This is a genomic window from Nesterenkonia rhizosphaerae, from assembly GCF_039544555.1.
In the GTDB taxonomy this organism is placed as follows: Bacteria; Actinomycetota; Actinomycetes; order Actinomycetales; family Micrococcaceae; genus Nesterenkonia; species Nesterenkonia rhizosphaerae.
Window position 1 is genome coordinate 431,082 of sequence record NZ_BAABLW010000007.1, and the last position, 17,931, is coordinate 449,012.

Here is a 17,931-nt window from a genome sequence, read left to right on the forward strand (position 1 = left end):
ACGCCGGAGCCACACCCCAGACTCAGCGAAGGACACACCCACGATGACACGCACTTCCAGATTCTCCGATCTCGCCGCCGGCACCCTCGCACTAGCCCTGGGCCTGACTGCCTGCGGGGGAGACAGCAGCGCCAGCCCGAGCGAAGGAGATGCCTTCGCAGGCGACTACGAAGGTCAGGAGCTCAACATCCTGCTCAACGCCTCCCACGAAGGTGCCGGCCATTGGTTGGCAGAGCGCTTCGAGGAGGAGACCGGGGTCAGCGTCACGGTCACCACCGTTCCCTATGACGAGATCGCCTCCCAGCTGACCCTGGACCAGCAGTCCGGTGCGAACACCTATGACGTCTCCGCACCCTGGTACGTCTCCCTGGGTGACCTGGCGGCGGACGGCAGCATTCAGCCCATCACTGAGTTCGTCGAGGCCACCCCAGAGATCGACGTCGAGGACTTCATCCCAACACTCTGGGAGCCCTACGCATATGTCGACGACGAGATGTACGGACTGCCCTTCGACGGAGATATCCACGCGCTGTTCTACAACTCCGAGATCCTGGAGCGCAATGGATTCGACGAGCCGCCAAGCACCTGGGAGGAGTACGCCGAGCAGGTCCGGACCATCACCGAGAACGAATCCGACAACGGCGTGTATGGGGCAGCGGTCTTCGGGGAGCAGTCCCCGATGATTCTCGGGGCCAGCTTCGCCAATAGGCTTGCCGGCTTCGGAGGCGAATTCCTGGATGAGAACGGCAGCCCCACCATCAACTCCGCTGAGGCTGTGGCGTCCTTGGAAGCTCTGGAGGACATCTGGGACTACGCGCTGCCCACACCGGCGGAGACCGACTTCGGCGCCGGGAACTCTGCGTGGTTCGCCGGCAAGGTCGGTTTCATCGAGAACTGGACCGACCTGGGGGTTCGATCCGAAGACCCCGCCTCCGGATCCGAGGTGACCGGCAACTGGGGCGTGACCTACTTGCCGCGGGAAGAGGCCGGCCAGGATCCGCGGGCCTCACTGGTGGCCGGATTCAGCTGGGTCATCGCCGGCAACACAGACAAGACAGACCTGGCCCAGCAGTTCATCGCCTGGGCCGCCTCCAGCGACATCAACTCCCAGCTGCTCACCGCACTGCCGCCCACCGGCATTGACCCCAACCGCATCTCATCGCTGAATGATGAGACCTACGGTGAGCAGTTCCCGGAGCTGCAGGAGGTCAACGCCTCCACGCTTGAGGGTGCCCTGGCATGGCCTACCGGAGCCCGCGCCACCGAGGCGGCCCAGATCCTCACCGAGGAGCTTGCCGCCTATCTGTCCGGACAGCGTGGATCCGCCCAGGAAGCACTGGACACAGTGCAGCAGGAATGGGAGCGGCTCTTTGAACAGTAGAACCCTGTCCCCACCCCCACCGGCGACGGCGACTCCCACCGCTGAGCAGGGCCCTGCGCTTCTGCCGGAGCTGGAGACCGATGCAGGCGAGTCGGTTTCGGGTCGACCGCCCGTTGCCAGAAACCGGAATCGACGCAGGTCCGGTCGACTCCGCCCATCGGCGCGCTTCTATCACCGGCTCTTCATCAGCCCCAGTGTCCTGGTGCTGTTGGTGCTTGCCGCCTACCCGCTGGCCTTCATCGCCTCCGCAGCGCTGACCCGCTCCAGTCTGGGCAACCCGTTTCAGGAGTTCGTCGGCGGGGCCAACTTCCAGACCGCCCTGGGCTCCGATGCTGTGCAGCATTCGCTGCTGCTGGGCACCGGGTACGCCTTCGGCGTGGCCGCAGTGAGCACCGTCTTGGGAACCGTCACCGCCGTCGCTCTCTGGCGTACGCTGCGGACCGGACCATTTGTGCGCACTGTGCTGCTGCTGCCGATGATTGTGCCGCCCGTCGTCGTCGGTATTCTCTTTTCCTTCATCTTCAGTCCCTCCGGCGGCCTGCTGGACACCCTCATCCGCCGCTTCACCCCCGGCTCCGGGACCTATGCGATCCTCTCCGACACCACCTGGGCGATCTTCGGGGTGGGGCTGGCAGATGTGTGGGAGTGGACGCCGCTGGTCGTGTTGCTCGTTTTCACCGCCCTACTCGGCCAGGACAAAGAGATCCTTGAGGCCGCCCAGTTGGACGGGGCGAACACCTTCCAGAGCTTCCGGCACATCACTGTTCCCAGCGTGGCCGCCACGATTGTGGCTGCATTCCTGATCCGGCTGATCCTGGCATTCAAAGTCTTTGACCTGGTGCATGTGATGACCTCCGGCGGGCCCGGTTCCTCCACACAGGTGCCGGCCTACCTGATCTGGCGCTCCGCGCTGCAGAATTTCGACGTCGGGATAGCCGCCACCATCACGCTGCTTCTGGCCGTGGTGGTCACTGTGGTCACCATCCCGGTCTTCCTGGTGATGAAGAGGCTGCGCGATGACTGAGACCACACTGCCGGCGAGTCCGACCGCAGAAGAGACGACTTACCGAAGCCGACGACCGAAGCCCTCGCTGTTAGCCAACGGGTGGGTGTTGCTGAGCTTGGCCGCAGTGCTGGTGCCGCTGCTCTACCTGGTGTCAATTTCGTTTATGACCCAGGGGCAGATCGCTGCCGGCATGTTGTTTCCGGCGCAGCCTGCCGCGGGGAACTGGACCAATGCCTGGGATTCGGCGATTCCCCGGGCGGTGGGGAACTCGCTGACCGCCGCCTTCGCCGGGGCGCTGCTGACCCTGGCCTTCGCGCTGCCCGCAGCCTGGGCCATCGCCCGCCACCGCACCGGCGGCAAGACACTTTCCGGACTGGTACTCAGTCCCTGGCTCCTACCGCCGGTTGTGGCGATCATTCCGCTTCTGACCTTGCTGCGGGTCCTGGGGCTGACCAACACCCTGGAGGGCCTCACTCTGGTCTACGCGCTGATGAATGTCCCGGTGGCTATCTGGCTGTTAGACGGGTTCATCCGGAGGATTCCGGTGGAGGTCGAAGAGGCCGGGCGGATCGACGGCGCCAATGAGCTGCAGCTGCTGCTTCGCGTAGTGGCACCCATGCTCGCCCCTGCGCTGATCGCGGTGGGGGTGATCCTAGTGATTCTGAACTACAACGAATTCCTCTTCGCCACGTTCCTCACCCAGAGTCAGGACACCCAGACGGTGCCGGTGGTCCTGGCCGGAATGCTCAGCGAACGGGTCCAGGACTTCGGCAGAATCGCGGCCTCCTCGCTGATGGCAGTGATCCCGATCTTCGCGGTGGCCGTGCTACTGCAGCGCTACCTGATAGAAGGACTGACTACCGGAGCGGTGAAGTAACCCCACCAGTTCCACCGACCACCCGAATACGACTGACTAGGAGCACACGATGAGCTACCCCACCACACCGCAGGGCAAGCGCGAGATTCTGTTCAACGCCTTCGATATGAACTGTGTGGTCCATCAGTCCCCGGGGCTATGGCGCCATCCCGAGGATCGGGCTCGGGACTACAACACCATCGGCTACTGGACGCACCTGGCGCAGATCCTGGAGAAGGGACTCTTCGACGGTCTCTTCATCGCTGATGTGCTCGGCCCCTATGACGTCTACGGCTCCAGCCCGGAGGCCGCGCTCCGCTCCGGGGCACAGATCCCGCTGCAGGATCCCTTCCTGCTGGTTTCAGCGATGGCGGCGGTGACGGAGAACCTGGGGTTCGGCATCACTGCCGGCACCGCCTACGAACACCCCTACCCCTTCGCCCGCAGGCTGGGCACCCTGGACCACCTCACCTCCGGCCGGATCGGCTGGAACGTGGTCACCGGCTACCTGCCCTCCGCCGCCCAGAACATGGGCCAGGAGGATCAGATGGAGCATGACAGGCGCTACGACCACGCCGACGAGTACATGGACGTGGTCTACAAGCTGCTGGAGGGCTCCTGGGAGGACGACGCCGTCGTCGCCGATAAGGAAACCGGGCTCTTCACCGACCCCTCCAAAGTGCACCGGATCGAGCACGAGGGCGAGTTCTTCAAGACTCCCGGCATCTCAGTGGTGGAGCCCTCCCCGCAGCGTATGCCCGTGGTCTACCAGGCCGGCGCCTCCACCCGCGGCCGAGCCTTCGCAGGCAAGCACGCTGAGGCGGTGTTCATCAATCCACCAACAAAGGAGCTGGCCAAGAAGTCGGTGGAGCGCATCCGCCAGGCTGTAGCCGAGGCCGGACGCGACCCCTACGACGTACGGATCTTCGCGATGCAGACCATCGTCACCGGTGAGGACGACGCCGCCGCCCAGGCCAAATACGACGAGCTGACCCGGTACGTCGACCCGGAGGGCGGGCTCGTGCTGATGTCCGGATGGATGGGCATCGACCTCTCCCAATTCGACCTGGACCAGCCCATTGGGGATGTGAAGTCCAACGCCATCCAGTCCACCGTGGAGACCTTTCAGAAGGCCTCGGGACGGGAAGATGAAGCCTGGACCGTTCGGCAGCTGGCTGAGTGGGTCGGCGTCGGCGGCTTCGGTCCGGTCATCATCGGCGACGGCGCCTCCGCGGCTCAGCAGCTCATTGAGTGGCAGGAGGAGACCGATGTGGACGGCTTCAACCTGGCTTACCACATCACCCCGGGCACATTTGAGGACATTGTGGAGTACGTGGTCCCGCGACTGCAGGAGCTCGGTCGGTACAAGACCGAATACACTCCCGGAACGCTGCGGCACAAGCTCTTCGGCGCCGGAGACCACCTGCCTGAGAACCATCACGGGGCGCAGTACCAGCTGCGCAGGCGCTAGTCCCTCGTGCCCGAAGCTAGCGGGAGGCGCGTTCCAGGATCTCCTCCATCACCGCATCATTGACCCGTCGGGGTTCCCCGTAGGCGGGGTAGTGGAACTGCATGATGTTGGCATAGGGATTCACATCCAGGACCACAGCGCCCTCCGCCGATCCCAGTGAAGGTGCCAGCAGGTCCACCGCAGCGGCGCCGAGCCCGGGGATCGCCCAGAGACCCTCGACCGCAAGCTCCTTGAGCTCATCTGCGAGCAGATCCAACACGTCAACGGCAAGACCGCCGCCGCGGGTAGTGTCAGCGATGGCAGACAGTGGCTGCAGCTTTCCGAAGGGCAGCACCGAGTCCCGAGTCAGCTCCAGTGGCGCAAGCATCGCGTCGGTCACCTCGGGCTGACGGCCCTTCAAATACTCATTGGGTCCCCGGCGGGAGATCTCAGCATCAGCCAGGCTGCCCACCGTGGAGATTCCATCACCCACCACATAGAGCGGCAGGCGGGCCACAGCTCCGACCACGGTGGACCCCACGACATAAGCGCGGAGGTCCAGACCGGGAGTGTATTCCTCCATGACAATCAGGTACCGCGACTCACTGGTGGCCGAGCGTGCGGCCATGGCGGCTTGCCAAGCCTGACGCAGCTGGGATTCCCGGGTCACATTGACGGTAATGCCCTTCGACGCGCGCCCGGAAGAAGGCTTGACCGTCACAGGGCCACCCAAGGACTTCAAATATTTCACCGCACGAGAGAACTCTGTGGGGTTAATGGCTTTGCCCTTGGGGGTGGGAACATCTGACGCGGTCAGATACCGTTTGGTCATCGCCTTGGAACGCGAAACTCGGCGAGCCTGGTGGCTGACCAGCGAAGTGATCACCCCGTCCATACCGCCCACGACCACACCGGAGAGGAAGAAGAGCTGATTGGAATCAGTGATCTTCTTAATCGTCATCTTCTTGCGCCGGGCAGCACGCTGAAGCAGCTCCTCATGGGGCAGGGTGGAGCTCCAGCGGCGCAGGGCCTCATGGCGTGGCTCGATGTGCTCAGCGATGAAGCACTCAGTAGCCGAAGGTTCAGAACCTAGCTCTACATCAGGGCGCTGAGCCCGCGGTGGTGGCGGCGGCGGAGCCGAGGCGGGAAAGTAGGTCTGAGCCATAAGGTCTAAGGATAGCGTCCGGTAAGCGTCACAGGGCTGCGCTGATGAGTATCTGCTCAGCAATTGCATCGGCGACATCGCGCCCCGGACCCAGGGTAGGGACGTGATGGGGCAACAGATCAGCGCTCTCATCCACATCCAGCACCACGGCTGAGCGCAACGAGTCCAAAGAGAAGACCTCGAGGTCCACACCGGCGGCGAAGAGCCCCGGGACTGCCCGGACTGCATCCACGGCCAGGGAGCTGATGTCTTCAGAAACCAGCTCGGTCACGTCAGCGGCGATCACCTGCGGCAGCCCGGCACCGGAATCAGCGGCTGTGCTGTCCAGCAGGCGAACGGCCTCCGGGCCGCCGACGGCGTCGTCGTACTCATAGGGTGGGATCAGCGCCAGCATGCTGGCCAGTTCTCGACCCACTACAAAGCCTCGCAGCTGCAGCCCCGAAGGCAGGCGCAGTCCCGAAGACTCGGTGTCTTCTTCGGCACAGGGGATATCCATCAACTTCAAGTGACCGCGCAGCGCTTCGGGGTCGCCCAGCACTCTCCTGGCATGAGCGCTGACCAGAGTGGTGAGGCCGTGGGACAAGCCACCGATGACCGTGCCTGCGAAATAGAACGCCCAGCGGCCCTCCACGATCTTCCTGACCTCAATCCGACGCCGAGCTAGGGCAGTGCCGAGCAGCTGAGCCGCACTGGGCAGCTGCTCGGCACTGCGGAACTCATGACGTCGCGGCTGGACATGCTCGGCGATGAAGCGCTCGACCGCATTCTCCGGAAGCGGCTGATCTTCCGCCTCGGCGGCGTCGTCCTGAGTAACCGGCTCCTGTTCCGTCTCGTCCCGTGGGGTGTGGCCCGGGTGAGAGCCGATATCGCTGGTGAGTTCCGTTGGCATGCCCCACAGTTTATTGGGTGCTGTACCAATGCTGCGCCAGTTAGGACTTAGCGCCGCCCTCGTTGGTCCAGTCGTCAGTGTCCCGGCCTTCGGAGTTCGACGTGGAACCCGAATGCCCATCACTGTGGCCGGTGCTCTTGGTCTCAGCCGTTGCGTACTCCTCGGCGGCTTCTTCTACCTTGACCTCGGCTGCCTCTGCAGTTTCTGCGACCGTCTCGCTGCCTTTATTGACTGTCTCGGAGGCGAAGGCCGCGGCCTTCTTTGCGCTCTCGGCGACATCGTGAGCCACCCGTGTGGCGGTCTCAGAGGCCTTATGCACGAAATCCTGTACCTTGGGATCCTGCCAGGTCTCCTCGGCGGACTTCTTCACCGAGTCCAGGCGCCTATCCAGCTTCTCTTTACCGTTCTTGCTGCCCAGTACATAGCCGATGGCCACGCCTGCGCCGAGTGAAATCAGTCCCATGATGTGCTCCTTGTCGCGGTGGGTCAAAAGGCTGCTCTTTCAACTTAACGGGATAAAACCTCCCATGTCACTGGGAGAATCCCCCGAATTAACCCTGAAAGAACCCTGATTCACCACGTACTCAGCCAGGGTCAGTGCGGACAGAGTTTCTGATGAAACCTGAGCTCGACTTCAACGACGACGGCCCAGTAGCGAACACCGGCTGCTCAGCTGGCGTCGTCGTACCTTTTCTCCACCAACGCCACATAGCCGCGGTGTCCGACTTCCACGAGTCCGCAGCCCACCAACGACGCCACGAAGGCCGCTGCCAGCAACTCGGCACTGGGCAGGGTGAACAGGTGATACTGCTGGGATATCGGTACCAAAAGCACCGCAGTCAGCAGCAGGTACATTCCAGCGATCAGCACAATGCGGACTCCGGTCAGCGGTCGCAGGGCAGTGTTGAGCACCCACAGGCCCACCAGGGCCAGGCAGATGAAGGAAGCAGTCTGGATCTCCGAAGCCTCCTCCTGGAAATGCCGGCCGAAGGCGCTGACTGCGATCAGGGCGGCACAAATGGCCAGCGAAGGAGGTAACGAGAACAGGGCCGAACGTTTCAAGAACCCGCCGCGGTAGCGCTGAGTGTTAGGCATAATCGCCAAGAAGAACGCGGGGCAGCCGATCATCAGAAAATCCACAGTGGAGAACTGCCGGGGCAGGAACGGGAACTGCCAGAAGGCCAAGGCGAAGAACATGCCCAGGATGATGGCGTAGGCGGTCTTTGTCAGGAACAGATGTGCCAGGCGCTCAGTATTGGCGATGACTTTGCGGCCCTCCGCCAGCACCCCTGGAAGCCGGGAGAACTTACCATCCAACAGCACCATCCGGGAGACCGCTTTGGTAGCCGGAGCTCCGTTGCCCATGGCGATTCCGAGATCCGCGTTCTTCACCGCCAGGGCATCATTGATGCCGTCACCGGTCATCGCAACCACGTGACCATTGGCCTGCAGCGCCTTGACCATGGCGGATTTCTGCTCGGGAGTGACCCGCCCGAATACGGTATGCGTAGAGACCGCCGAACGCAGCGCCTCCTCGCTATCAGGAAGCTGAGAGGCATCGACGCCATCATCATCGAAGACCATGCCCACGTCACGGGCCACTGCGGCCACCGTATGCGGGTTATCTCCGGAGATCACCTTCAGCGCCACGTTCTGCTCGCGGAAGAACTCGAGGGTTTCGGCGGCGTCACGACGGACATTCTCTTTAAACGTCAGTAGCGTCGCCGGGCGCATCTGGGCCGGGAGCCGTTCCGGAGCCTGATCTGCCGACTTCCCGGAGCCTGAGACTGTGGTTTTCAGATCCCCAGGATCCCCGGCTGGCCGAAGAGGAGCCCAACACAGCACCAGGGCACGCAAGCCCTGGGCGGCTATCGCATCAGTATGGGAGAGCAGCCGGGCAACATTGACATCAGGGGCAGCGGCCGGACTGCGCAGAATCTCGGGAGCGCCCAGCACCCAGTGCCCGGCGAGCTCCCCGGCGTCGTCGGCGAAGCTCACCGATGACCAACGACGCATGGAGGAAAACTGTACGTGGGCTACCGGACGGTGCCGCGGCAGGGCGGTGAAGGGGACGTTCAGCGCTGCAGCCGTGGGATTGGCCAGTTCATCAGCGCCGAAATGCGCCAGCACCTGCTGCCAGGGGCGGGTACCCGCCAGCGCTGTGTCGCCCTGCATGGCCCGGCCTAGTGCAGCCGTCTCCGCAGTGCCTTCAACAGCTGTCCCAGCAGCACCGCGTTCCCAGCGTAGCGGAATGCCCTCCTCATCGAGCAGGCTTGCCCCGTGGAAAGCGATAGTGCCATCAGTGAGGGTTCCGGTCTTATCAAAACAGACCACATCCACCCGGGCCAGAATCTCTACTGCGGGTTGTTCCTGGATCAGCACCTGGTTCTGCGCCAGCTTCACCGCCGCCACAGCGAAAGCAATAGTGGTCATCAGCGCCAACCCCGCCGGAACCATCGCGGTCACCGACGAGACGGCGGTGACCATCGCCTCGCGCCATGCCGTGGACTCCCACGCCGCAGCCCAACCGCCGTGGGCCTGCATCTGTCCGTTGAAGACCACCGCAGTAATAGGCAGCAGCGCCAACGAAAGCCAGAACGCGATCTTCTCCAGCGCCCGGCGAATCTCGGAGTTGATCTTCAGGTACTTCTTCGCCTCAGCGGCCAGCTTCACGGCATGGGCCTTCTCGCCCACGGCAGTCACCTGGAACCGCCCGGTGCCGGAAAGCACCGCCGTGCCGGAGAGCACCTGATCCCCGCGATGCTTGGAGACCGGTACGGCCTCACCGGTCAACATGGACTCATCGATATCCAGCGCATCTGAGGAGAGCACTACACCGTCAGCAGGGACCTGATCTCCCCGGCGGAGCTCCACGACGTCGTCGAGCACCACCTGTTCCCGATGCACCAGCAGCACCATGCCATCACGCAGGACCCGGATATTGTCCTGATGCAGCAGGGCGATGGCATCAAGTTTTCGTTTGGCGCTGTACTCCTGGATGAGACCGATGATCACGTTCCCCACGGCGGCCACCGCGAAAAGCAGGTCAAGCCAGCGGCCCAGCAGGATGATCACCACCGCGCAGACCCCGATGATCAAGTTGAACAGCGTCATCAGGTGGGTGCGCAGAATCTCTGCAATTGAGCGTGAGGTGGTATGCGGCTGCACATTTGCCAGCGCTAACCGCTGCCGCTCGGCCACCTGAACTGAGGTAAGCCCTCTGACCTCCAGAACTTCAGGGTCGACGGCGGATCTCAAGTCCGCGGGATCGCGGGTTTCCGTCATCTCAGTGGGCACAGGTCGAGTCTATTCGAGGCCCGCATACACATCCCCCTGAGCTTGCCCTGAATGGTCCCTGATTTACCATCCTGCGGGTTCAGCCGGGGCAGCGTCACGTCCGGCCACAGTAATAATCAGGTCCTCGCCGGAGGCTCCCACCCGGACATCGAGGTCAAAGGGCACTTGTTCGGTCTCGGTGAGCTGTTCACCGGTGTGGTAGTGCCGAGCTTCGTAGCTGACCTCAGCAATGAGGCTCTCGTAGCTGATATGCCACCCTTCGGCGTCAAAGCTGAGGGTCACATCCTCCGGGTCCGGGAACTGCCAGTCGATGGTGCTGGCATTGACCTGATGATTGGTGGTCACCCCTACGGGGCAGCCTGCTGGCATCAGCACCTGTTCTTCGGAGCAGCCGTCGAAGAACTCCTGGATCTCCGTGTGAAGCAGCTCAACGGCTGCCTCCGAGGCCTCCAGGTCCAGCGTGACCCGTTCTGCGGAATCTTGATCCTGCGGGGGATGGACCACCACATGCTCAGCCGATCCCACCAGCCACTGGCTGTCCACCGAGAGCTCGACGGCGCTGGGGACAAAGGCAGATAGCCGGGCAGTCTCCTCGTCAAGATTCACCGGTGCTCCGTTGACCTGGACCTGCCCAATGCCGCCCTGGGGTGCACCGGGGACTTCCACTTCAAACCAGGTGATGGCCGACGGCGCGACCCGCCAGTCATCGAAGAACCCCCATGTAGTACCGGCGAGCACGGTGGGCAGTGGAGTGCGGTAATTCTCAGAGCCCACTATGAAGCTGACCTCAGCCATATCCTCATCACCGCCGATCTGAGCGCCTTCGACAAGCTCAGCAGAACGCTGCAGGGCGTCACCGTCGAGCAGCACATGATCAACTGTGACCTGATCAAACTCCGGTGCCGAGGAGAGGAAGCCCAACGCTTCTCGACCCTCGCCCTGGTTCAGAGCTTCCCAGTAGTGCTCGGCGGCTGCCTCCGGGGTGTAGACACGTTCGTTGACCTGCCAGACCGCGACCACCGCCAGAATCACTGCCAGCAGTAGGGCCGCTCCCCAGCCCAGATACAGGCCATAGGCAGAGGCAGGTTTCTGCTCAGCGGCGTCGCCGTCGTCGTGGGCTACCCGGTCCATAAAAGTGGTTGACTCATCATCAGCGCTCAACCGCGGTGCTGGTGGGTTGGAAGGCTGATTCCGGTGGCCTTGGCCGGAGTGACCCGGCCGCGGTGGCGGTGGCGGAGTAGGGGAGGTGCTCATCGGCACAAGCGTACTGGGTTATCGCTGCCGAAGAGGTGTTATCCCATCAGCAGCGCCACGGCGAGCATCGCCGGAATGCCCAACACCGTGGTGACCAGCACAGTATCCCGAGCCACGATCTCACCTGTCTGATAGCGCACGGCGGTGACCAGCACATTCTGGGCTGTCGGCAGCGATGCCATCACCACTGCGGCGAAGAGCATGGTGCCCTCCAGCCCGAAGAGGAAAGCGGCAATCAGGTAGGCCAAGCCAGGGTGGATGATCAGTTTGATCACCGAGGCCAGCAGCACATCTCGACGGCGCCCAGAGGCCTTGTCCAGCGGATGGCTGCCCACCAGGGAGAGTCCAAAGGACAGCAGCAGCAGCGGAATCGCTGCACCGGAGAGCAGCTCGATGGACTCCTGGACTGGGCCTGGGAAGTGCCACTGCTGCCAGGAGAAGAGCAGGCCGAGCAGGGCTCCCACGATCACCGGGTTGCCAACGGTCTGCAGAACCCGGCGCAGCACCGCGACCCGCGCAGAAGGCCGGACCTTAGCGGTGCTGCTCTGCTTGGCGGTGCACTGATCCAAGGTGGCCACCAGCACCGGCATATAGATGGCCAGCTGGAACATCACCACCGGAGCAGCCAAGGAGATATCGCCGAGCACATACATCGCGATGGGGAAGCCGAGGTTCGCGGCGTTGACCTGGGAAGCACTCTGTGCGCCCACCACCAATTCAGAGAACCGTCGCCCGCGCAGCAGGAACTTACCGGCCAGCAGGTAGAGGCCCAATGTGGTGAAGGCCCCTACCGCTGCCACGCCGAACTGCGGTCCCAGCACCTGGGTGATGGAGGCATTGGAGATCGTCACAAAGAGCAGGCAGGGGGAGGCCACAAAGAAGACCACTCGGCTCAGAATCAGCCGGGCCTCGCTGCCCAGGATCTTGAATCGTCCCAGGGCGAAGCCCACAGCGATAATCAGCCACACCACAGTGAAACCTGAAAGGACTGCGGTCATCCGGCGCTCCTTTCTGGACGGGGCATGCTGAGGCAGGCGCAAAGTCGGTCTATGGGGCGGGAGAAGACACCGCCCTCAACCAATTGCTGCGCCCCACAATACTCCCCGGCGACCGGCGGATCCCGGCTGACCTGCGGCGTCGTCGTCGTTCACCTTCACGTAACCCACATTTGAGGTGGCTTCACCGGAACTTTCCCGGCAGTTCACTGAACGATCAAAGACGGTTCACATCAGCGGAGGACACTGAGTTCGCGAACCACTCACATGCACCTAGTTGGAGGAACCCTCATGTCACGACGCCTTCTTGCGCTCTCTGCCGCTGCAGCAGCGGTGCTCACTCTGGCTGCCTGCGGCAGCGACTCCGCGGAGGCCGACGATACCGCTGAGGCTGCCGCTGCTGATGGTGCCGGGGCCTGCGCTGCCCACGAGCCGCTGCGCTTCTCCGACACCGGAGTCGAAGGACTGGAGACCCTGGTCCTGGAATTCGAGGACTTCCGGGTGGCGCTTGAAGAGGTCACCGGACTGAACGTGGAATTCCAGCCGATGTCCTCGCGCACCGCCGCTGCCACCGCCCTGGAGTACGACGACCTCGATGTGCTGCTCACCGGCCCAGCCGAATACGTGGTGCTCAAGGCAGAAGCCGACGCGATCCCGCTGGTGGGAGTCACCCGCGACAACTACAAGGCCGCCATCTTCAAGCGCACCGACTCGGATCTGGAATCGGTGGCAGACCTCGAAGGCGGCACCATGCTGACCAAGGAAGTCGGCTCCACCTCCGGACACCTGGGACCGCTGGAGATGCTGGACTCCGCAGGACTTGACCCGCAGGCCGGGGACGTGACCATCGTTCCGCTCTCAGATACTCAGCTGGAAGCCTTCGCCGGTGGCGATGGGGATGCCCTGGGCACCGGCATCAAGGACTTCGAGGAACTGCAGGAACTCATGGGCGCCGACGCCGTGGAGATCCTCGAGGAAGGGCCGGACCTTCCCAACGACCTCTTTATCGCCCGTGTGGGGCTCGGGGATGAATGCGCCCAGCATCTGGAGGACAGCCTGCTGGAGAACCAGGACATTCTGCTCGAGGCCATTGTGCAGACCGGCGAGAATGACAAATACATCGGTTCGGAATTTGTCGCCGCAGAGGATGTGGACTACGACCCGACGCGGCGTGCTTTCGAAGCCGCAGGCTTTGACCAGTACGCCGATCTGCCCGACGAGGATGAGCAGTGATCCAACCCCCTGCTGAACAGCGGGTCATCCGAGTATCCGGGTTGGTCAAGGACTTCCCCAACGGCACCCGCGCGCTCTCCGGGGTTGACCTTGATGTCTCCGCCGGAGAGACCGTGGTGCTGCTGGGAGCGAACGGCTCGGGGAAATCCACTCTGCAGAAGTGCCTCACCAAGCTGATCAGCCCCACCGCAGGATCCGTGGAGGTACTTGGCACCGAGGTGACGACGGCGGGCAAGCGAGAGATCACCGCACTGCGCCGCGACGTCGGGGTTGTCTTCCAGAAGATCAATCTGGTGCGGGAGCTCTCGGTGCTCACCAATGTGATTCACGGATCGTTGGGGCGGGCGCGGTCCCCGCGGAACTGGTTCGCCTCCACTGCGCGCAGTGAGCAGCGCGAACAGGCGATGGAAGCCCTGGAGCGTGTGGGGCTCAGTGCAGTAGCCCAGCGCCGGGCCGAACAGCTCTCCGGAGGTCAGCAGCAGCGCGTGGCAATTGCGCGCATGCTCATGCAGCGTCCGCAGATCGTGCTGGCCGATGAGCCTGTGGCCGCCCTGGACCCGCGCGCAGGCCGTGCGGTGATGGATCTGCTCTGGGAGGTTACCGAAGAGCAGGGACTGACGCTGATCTGCACCCTGCACCAGCTGGAACTGGCCCGGGCCTACGGGCACCGGGTAGTGGCGCTGCGCAACGGTCAGGTCGAGATGGACACTGTGATGTCCCAGGTCGCCGATGAGCAGCTTGAAGGGCTCTACACCGAGGAGGCCGAGCATGAAGACTATGCTGCAGCACACTGAAGCCGCGCCTGAGGCAGACGGATCTGGCAGCATCCCCGCCGACGGCGCAGCAGCGGTGCCATCCCCGCCGTCGCGCTGGCGCGCTCCGCGCTGGTCTTCCATGGTGATCCTGGCGGTGCTGCTGGGGCTGGCGGTCAACGGCCTGTGGCGGATGGACATCTCCATGCAGCGGCTGCTGCGGGCACCGGAGAACCTCTGGCAGTTTGCCACTGGTGCATTTCCGCCGAATCTTGATCGCGGCAGCAATTTGGCCTGGGCCATGCTGGAGACCCTGGAGATCGCCATTATCGGCACGGTGATCGGTGTGGTGCTCAGCGTGCCGGTGGCTTTATTGGCCGCGCAGAACACCACACCCTTTCTGCCGGTGGCCTGGGCGATGCGCTTTGTGCTCACCACGCTGCGCTCGGTGCCGGATCTGGTCTGGGCGCTGATTTTTGTCATGGCCGTGGGACTGGGTCCGTTGGCTGGCATTCTGGCGATTGCCGTGGACGTCATCGGCTTCGCTGGGAGGTTCTTCGCCGAACGCATCGAGGAGGTGGAACGCGGGCCCCTGGATGCGGTGCGCTCCACCGGAGCAAACGCTATTTCTGTGGTGGTCACCGCGATCCTGCCGGCATCCTTCGCCTCCTTTACCGCTACCAGCTTGTACTGCCTGGAGAAGTCGATCCGTGGGGCGACGATCCTGGGCATGGTGGGCGCTGGCGGAATCGGCATGGAGCTGACACCGGCCTTCACGCTGCGCCAGTGGGATACCGCGATGACCATCATCATCATGATTCTCATTGTGGTGGTGCTGGCTGAGCAGCTGAGTTCCATGGTTCGACGCCGGATGCTGGGTGCCGATCAGCTCATGCGCTGAATTGCGTGGGAACGCGGCGGTGCTTGCGGATACGCCGACCGGCTGGAGCCCGTAGGATCAGACTCTGTGGGGACACAGAGCTTTGTGATGCTGCTGACCGGGCAGGGGTGGGGCAAGAGCACCGCCGCGCTCGGCTATGCCGTGCGGGCCAGCGCCCAGGGTATGAGCGTGACTATGGTCCAGTTCCTCAAGGGCGGGGCCTGGAATGGGGCCGAAGCCGCCCTGACCGCCCTTGATGGTATCCGCTGGCCAGTCTTCACCCCCGGGCTGACCTGGGGCGGGGAAGACCCGCAGAAGCTGGCCAGCTGGGCCTGGCAGGAGGCCCGCCGGGCCATGGCTTCTGAGGAGGGCGGGCTGGTGATCCTGGACGAGATCACCCGAGCCGTGGATCACGGGCTGATCGACGCCGCCGAGGTCGCCCGGGCTGTACGTGCCCGGCACCCGAAAACCAGTGTCATTATGACCGGAAAGATCGGGCTGCAAGAGCTGGAAGAGGTCGCTGATACCGTCACCGTCTTCACCCGCAGCAAGCATGATCCTAAGATCGGCAAACCGCTGGCACCTTAGTGTGCGGTGTGGCTTATGCCCCAGACTCCTGGGGCCGGGGCTTCGGTGGTAGCTTGGTTCAGTGCTGCTTTCTGATGCTGATATTCGCGCTGAATTGAACGCCGGTCGTATCCAGCTGGATCCCCTGGATGAATCGATGATCCAGCCTTCTAGTGTGGATGTGCGTCTGGAGAGAATGTTCCGGCTCTTCGACAATCACAAATACGCCCATATTGACCCCTCGGTGGAGCAGCCGGATCTCACACGTCTGGTCGAGGTAGACCCGGAAGAGCCCTTCATCCTGCACCCCGGTGAGTTTGTGCTCGGAGCCACCTACGAGACGGTGACTCTGCCTGATGACATTGCTGCCCGGTTGGAAGGGAAATCCTCCCTGGGCCGACTGGGACTGCTGACCCATTCGACGGCGGGTTTCATCGACCCAGGCTTTTCCGGTCAGGTGACGCTGGAACTCTCAAATATGGCGACTCTGCCGATCAAGCTGTGGCCGGGCTCCAAGATCGGTCAGCTCTGCTTCTTCAAGCTGTCTTCGCCGGCTGAGCACGGCTACGGCGCCGGGGTGCATCTGTCCCGGTACCAGGGGCAGCGCGGACCTACCGCCTCGCGTTCACATGAGAACTTCCACCGCACGATCATCTCCTAGGCCCACGCCCGCACCGCACAAAACGTAAGGAAACTGCCGAAACTCTCCTGATTTTGGGGGTAGTTTCGGCAGTTTTCTTACGTTAATTCAGTGTGCTGAGGCTAGCGGGCGGGGGGGGGCGCCCGCGGGACTAGCTGTGATGTTCAACCAGCTCAGTGCTCCCGCATCTTGGCGGTGCTGGTGGGGTTGTGGACCTTCAGGATCAGCGCCAGGCCCACGGCCAATACGACGACGATGCCGATGATCAGCGCCTTTTCTGCATCCTCCACCTGCGCGTCGGCGCCCAGGGTCACTGTCAGCAGCACGGCGCTGATGCCGGAGGTCAAGAAGCCCACGGACCGGCCGGCGGTGGCATAGAGGCCGAAGAGCTCGGCGGCTCGTTCCGGCGGTGCCAACCGACCCACGAAGGCTCGCGATGCCGCCTGCGCCGGGCCTACGAACAGGCACAGTGAGAGCCCGAAGACCCAGAACGCTCCTGTGGGTGTAATGGTCATGCCGAGGATCTCGCGCTCGACGTCGAAGAAGTACATGATGGCTCCCAGCGCCATGAGCGCGCTGACGCAGGTGATGATGACGCGCCGGGGGCCGAAGCGGTCGTCGAAGAAACCGCCGGCGATGGCGCCCAGAGCTGCCACCACGTTGCCGGCGATGCCGAACAGCAGAATGTCTCCTGCGGTGAATCCGTAGATGGTCACGCCCAGGATCGCGCCGTAGGTGAACACTGCGCTGAGTCCGTCGCGGTACACCGCGGAGGCCACCAGGAACCAGAAGGTGTTCCGATCGTCCTTCCACAGCCCCACCACCACTCGAATCAGCCGGCGGTAGGACTCCAGCACAGAAACCCGCTCATCAGCGGTGAACTGGTCTGCGGTTTTCATCCGAGTGAACAGCAATGGCAGGGCCCAGAGCAGGAACCAGGCGGCACCGACGAGTGCGACGACGCGGATATTGATCGCCTCGTCATCACTGAGCCCAAAGAGGAAGGGGGGCTCACCGGCGACTAGACCGAAGTAGGCGATGGCCAGGATGACGATGCCGCCGAGGTAGCCTGCGCCCCAGCCGATACCAGAGACCCGGCCCATGCGGTTGTGGTCGGAGATATCGGTGATCATTGCGTTGTAATTCAGGTTGGCGAACTCATCGAACAGCGTCATTGCTGCCATCAAGCTCACCCCCAGCAGCAGATAGGACTGTTCTGGCTTCACGAAGAAGCAGGCGGCGCACAGCACCACCACCAGCAGCGTGTTGATAGTCAGCCACAGGCGCCGTCGCCCGGCTTTATCCGCGCGCTGGCCAATCACCGGTGCGGTCAGTGCGATGATGACGCCGGCCACCAGGTTGGCGGTGGTCAGGTACTGCGCACCTTGCCCGCCGGGGCCCACCGCATCGGCGATGTAGGTGCCGAAGACAAATGTCACCATCAGTGCACTGACGGTGGCGTTGCCCCAGCTCCAAAGACTCCATTTGGCAATAAGGGCCTTGTCCAGGGCTTGTGCGCTTTGCGCTGAAAGGGTGCTCACGAGGCGGATAGTAACGCATACCTGT

Annotated in this window: 16 protein-coding genes; 9 read left to right on the forward strand and 7 right to left on the reverse strand. The window is 63.2% G+C overall.

Annotation, left to right across the window (positions count from 1 at the left end; all coding sequences use genetic code 11):
• Positions 1–43 precede the first annotated feature (43 nt).
• The 4 genes from ABEA23_RS07710 to ABEA23_RS07725 are packed head-to-tail and all read left to right on the forward strand — an operon-like array spanning position 44 to position 4,714.
• A complete protein-coding gene (locus tag ABEA23_RS07710) occupies positions 44–1,381 on the forward strand; it encodes an extracellular solute-binding protein (RefSeq protein WP_345477479.1) in 1,338 nt (445 codons plus the stop codon).
• Positions 1,371–2,405, forward strand: coding sequence for a carbohydrate ABC transporter permease (locus ABEA23_RS07715; RefSeq protein ID WP_345477480.1), 1,035 nt, complete (start codon positions 1,371–1,373; stop codon positions 2,403–2,405). The genes ABEA23_RS07710 and ABEA23_RS07715 overlap by 11 nt, the downstream gene beginning before the upstream one ends.
• Positions 2,398–3,264, forward strand: coding sequence for a carbohydrate ABC transporter permease (locus tag ABEA23_RS07720; RefSeq protein ID WP_345477481.1), 867 nt, complete (start codon positions 2,398–2,400; stop codon positions 3,262–3,264). Before ABEA23_RS07715 ends, ABEA23_RS07720 begins: the two co-directional genes overlap by 8 nt.
• A gap of 49 nt (positions 3,265–3,313) precedes the next feature.
• The gene (locus ABEA23_RS07725) at positions 3,314–4,714 is read left to right on the forward strand and encodes an LLM class flavin-dependent oxidoreductase (RefSeq protein WP_345477482.1); all 1,401 of its coding nucleotides are present in this window, start codon (positions 3,314–3,316) and stop codon (positions 4,712–4,714) included.
• Between the two features lie 16 nt (positions 4,715–4,730).
• On the opposite strand, the gene ABEA23_RS07730 is transcribed toward ABEA23_RS07725, so the two are convergent.
• The 6 genes from ABEA23_RS07730 to ABEA23_RS07755 all read right to left on the reverse strand — a co-directional run bounded on the left by ABEA23_RS07730 (position 4,731) and on the right by ABEA23_RS07755 (position 12,296).
• The gene (locus tag ABEA23_RS07730) at positions 4,731–5,858 is read right to left on the reverse strand and encodes a hypothetical protein (RefSeq protein WP_345477483.1); all 1,128 of its coding nucleotides are present in this window, start codon (positions 5,856–5,858) and stop codon (positions 4,731–4,733) included.
• A 28-nt stretch (positions 5,859–5,886) separates the two neighbouring features.
• Positions 5,887–6,747 carry a hypothetical protein gene (locus ABEA23_RS07735; RefSeq protein WP_345477484.1) on the reverse strand — a complete coding sequence of 287 codons (861 nt, stop codon included), beginning with the start codon at positions 6,745–6,747 and terminating at the stop codon, positions 5,887–5,889.
• Positions 6,748–6,787: 40 nt separating this feature from the next.
• Positions 6,788–7,210, reverse strand: coding sequence for a hypothetical protein (locus ABEA23_RS07740; protein ID WP_345477485.1), 423 nt, complete (start codon positions 7,208–7,210; stop codon positions 6,788–6,790).
• A 206-nt stretch (positions 7,211–7,416) separates the two neighbouring features.
• On the reverse strand, positions 7,417–10,044 hold the full coding sequence (locus ABEA23_RS07745; RefSeq protein WP_345477486.1) for an HAD-IC family P-type ATPase: 2,628 nt from the start codon (positions 10,042–10,044) through the stop codon (positions 7,417–7,419).
• A 63-nt stretch (positions 10,045–10,107) separates the two neighbouring features.
• Positions 10,108–11,298 carry a hypothetical protein gene (locus ABEA23_RS07750; RefSeq protein ID WP_345477487.1) on the reverse strand — a complete coding sequence of 397 codons (1,191 nt, stop codon included), beginning with the start codon at positions 11,296–11,298 and terminating at the stop codon, positions 10,108–10,110.
• Between the two features lie 38 nt (positions 11,299–11,336).
• Positions 11,337–12,296: an AEC family transporter gene (locus ABEA23_RS07755; protein ID WP_260072482.1), complete on the reverse strand. Its 960-nt coding sequence runs from the start codon at positions 12,294–12,296 to the stop codon at positions 11,337–11,339.
• Positions 12,297–12,584: 288 nt separating this feature from the next.
• Here ABEA23_RS07755 and ABEA23_RS07760 point away from each other — a divergent pair, with 288 nt between their 5' ends.
• From ABEA23_RS07760 to dcd, 5 genes are all read left to right on the forward strand, one after another.
• Positions 12,585–13,526 carry a PhnD/SsuA/transferrin family substrate-binding protein gene (locus ABEA23_RS07760; RefSeq protein WP_345477488.1) on the forward strand — a complete coding sequence of 314 codons (942 nt, stop codon included), beginning with the start codon at positions 12,585–12,587 and terminating at the stop codon, positions 13,524–13,526.
• Complete coding sequence (gene phnC, locus ABEA23_RS07765) at positions 13,523–14,320, forward strand: phosphonate ABC transporter ATP-binding protein (RefSeq protein WP_345477489.1); 798 nt, start codon at positions 13,523–13,525, stop codon at positions 14,318–14,320. Before ABEA23_RS07760 ends, phnC begins: the two co-directional genes overlap by 4 nt.
• Entirely contained in the window at positions 14,295–15,179 is an 885-nt protein-coding gene (gene phnE / locus ABEA23_RS07770) for a phosphonate ABC transporter, permease protein PhnE (RefSeq protein WP_345477490.1), read from the forward strand. Before phnC ends, phnE begins: the two co-directional genes overlap by 26 nt.
• 66 nt (positions 15,180–15,245) lie before the next feature.
• Positions 15,246–15,746, forward strand: a complete 501-nt coding sequence (locus ABEA23_RS07775) for a cob(I)yrinic acid a,c-diamide adenosyltransferase (protein WP_345477491.1) — start codon at positions 15,246–15,248, stop codon at positions 15,744–15,746.
• Positions 15,747–15,807: 61 nt separating this feature from the next.
• Positions 15,808–16,386 (forward strand): dCTP deaminase, encoded by a 579-nt coding sequence (gene dcd, locus ABEA23_RS07780; RefSeq protein WP_345477492.1) that lies wholly within the window; start codon positions 15,808–15,810, stop codon positions 16,384–16,386.
• Between the two features lie 152 nt (positions 16,387–16,538).
• Here the strand turns inward: dcd and ABEA23_RS07785 are convergent, their stop codons facing one another.
• Complete coding sequence (locus ABEA23_RS07785; RefSeq protein WP_345477493.1) at positions 16,539–17,906, reverse strand: MFS transporter; 1,368 nt, start codon at positions 17,904–17,906, stop codon at positions 16,539–16,541.
• Between the last annotated feature and the right edge of the window lie 25 nt (positions 17,907–17,931).

Excerpts from the sequence above, each read along its gene's own strand:
- ABEA23_RS07760 (WP_345477488.1), top strand. The coding sequence starts at position 12,585 with ATGTCACGACGCCTTCTTGCGCTCTCTGCCGCTGCAGCAGCGGTGCTC.
- ABEA23_RS07755 (WP_260072482.1), bottom strand. The coding sequence starts at position 12,296 with ATGACCGCAGTCCTTTCAGGTTTCACTGTGGTGTGGCTGATTATCGCT.
- ABEA23_RS07740 (WP_345477485.1), bottom strand. The coding sequence starts at position 7,210 with ATGGGACTGATTTCACTCGGCGCAGGCGTGGCCATCGGCTATGTACTG.
- ABEA23_RS07735 (WP_345477484.1), bottom strand. The coding sequence starts at position 6,747 with ATGCCAACGGAACTCACCAGCGATATCGGCTCTCACCCGGGCCACACC.
- ABEA23_RS07725 (WP_345477482.1), top strand. The coding sequence starts at position 3,314 with ATGAGCTACCCCACCACACCGCAGGGCAAGCGCGAGATTCTGTTCAAC.
- ABEA23_RS07750 (WP_345477487.1), bottom strand. The coding sequence starts at position 11,298 with ATGAGCACCTCCCCTACTCCGCCACCGCCACCGCGGCCGGGTCACTCC.
- phnE (WP_345477490.1), top strand. The coding sequence starts at position 14,295 with ATGAAGACTATGCTGCAGCACACTGAAGCCGCGCCTGAGGCAGACGGA.
- ABEA23_RS07710 (WP_345477479.1), top strand. The coding sequence starts at position 44 with ATGACACGCACTTCCAGATTCTCCGATCTCGCCGCCGGCACCCTCGCA.
- ABEA23_RS07730 (WP_345477483.1), bottom strand. The coding sequence starts at position 5,858 with ATGGCTCAGACCTACTTTCCCGCCTCGGCTCCGCCGCCGCCACCACCG.
- ABEA23_RS07720 (WP_345477481.1), top strand. The coding sequence starts at position 2,398 with ATGACTGAGACCACACTGCCGGCGAGTCCGACCGCAGAAGAGACGACT.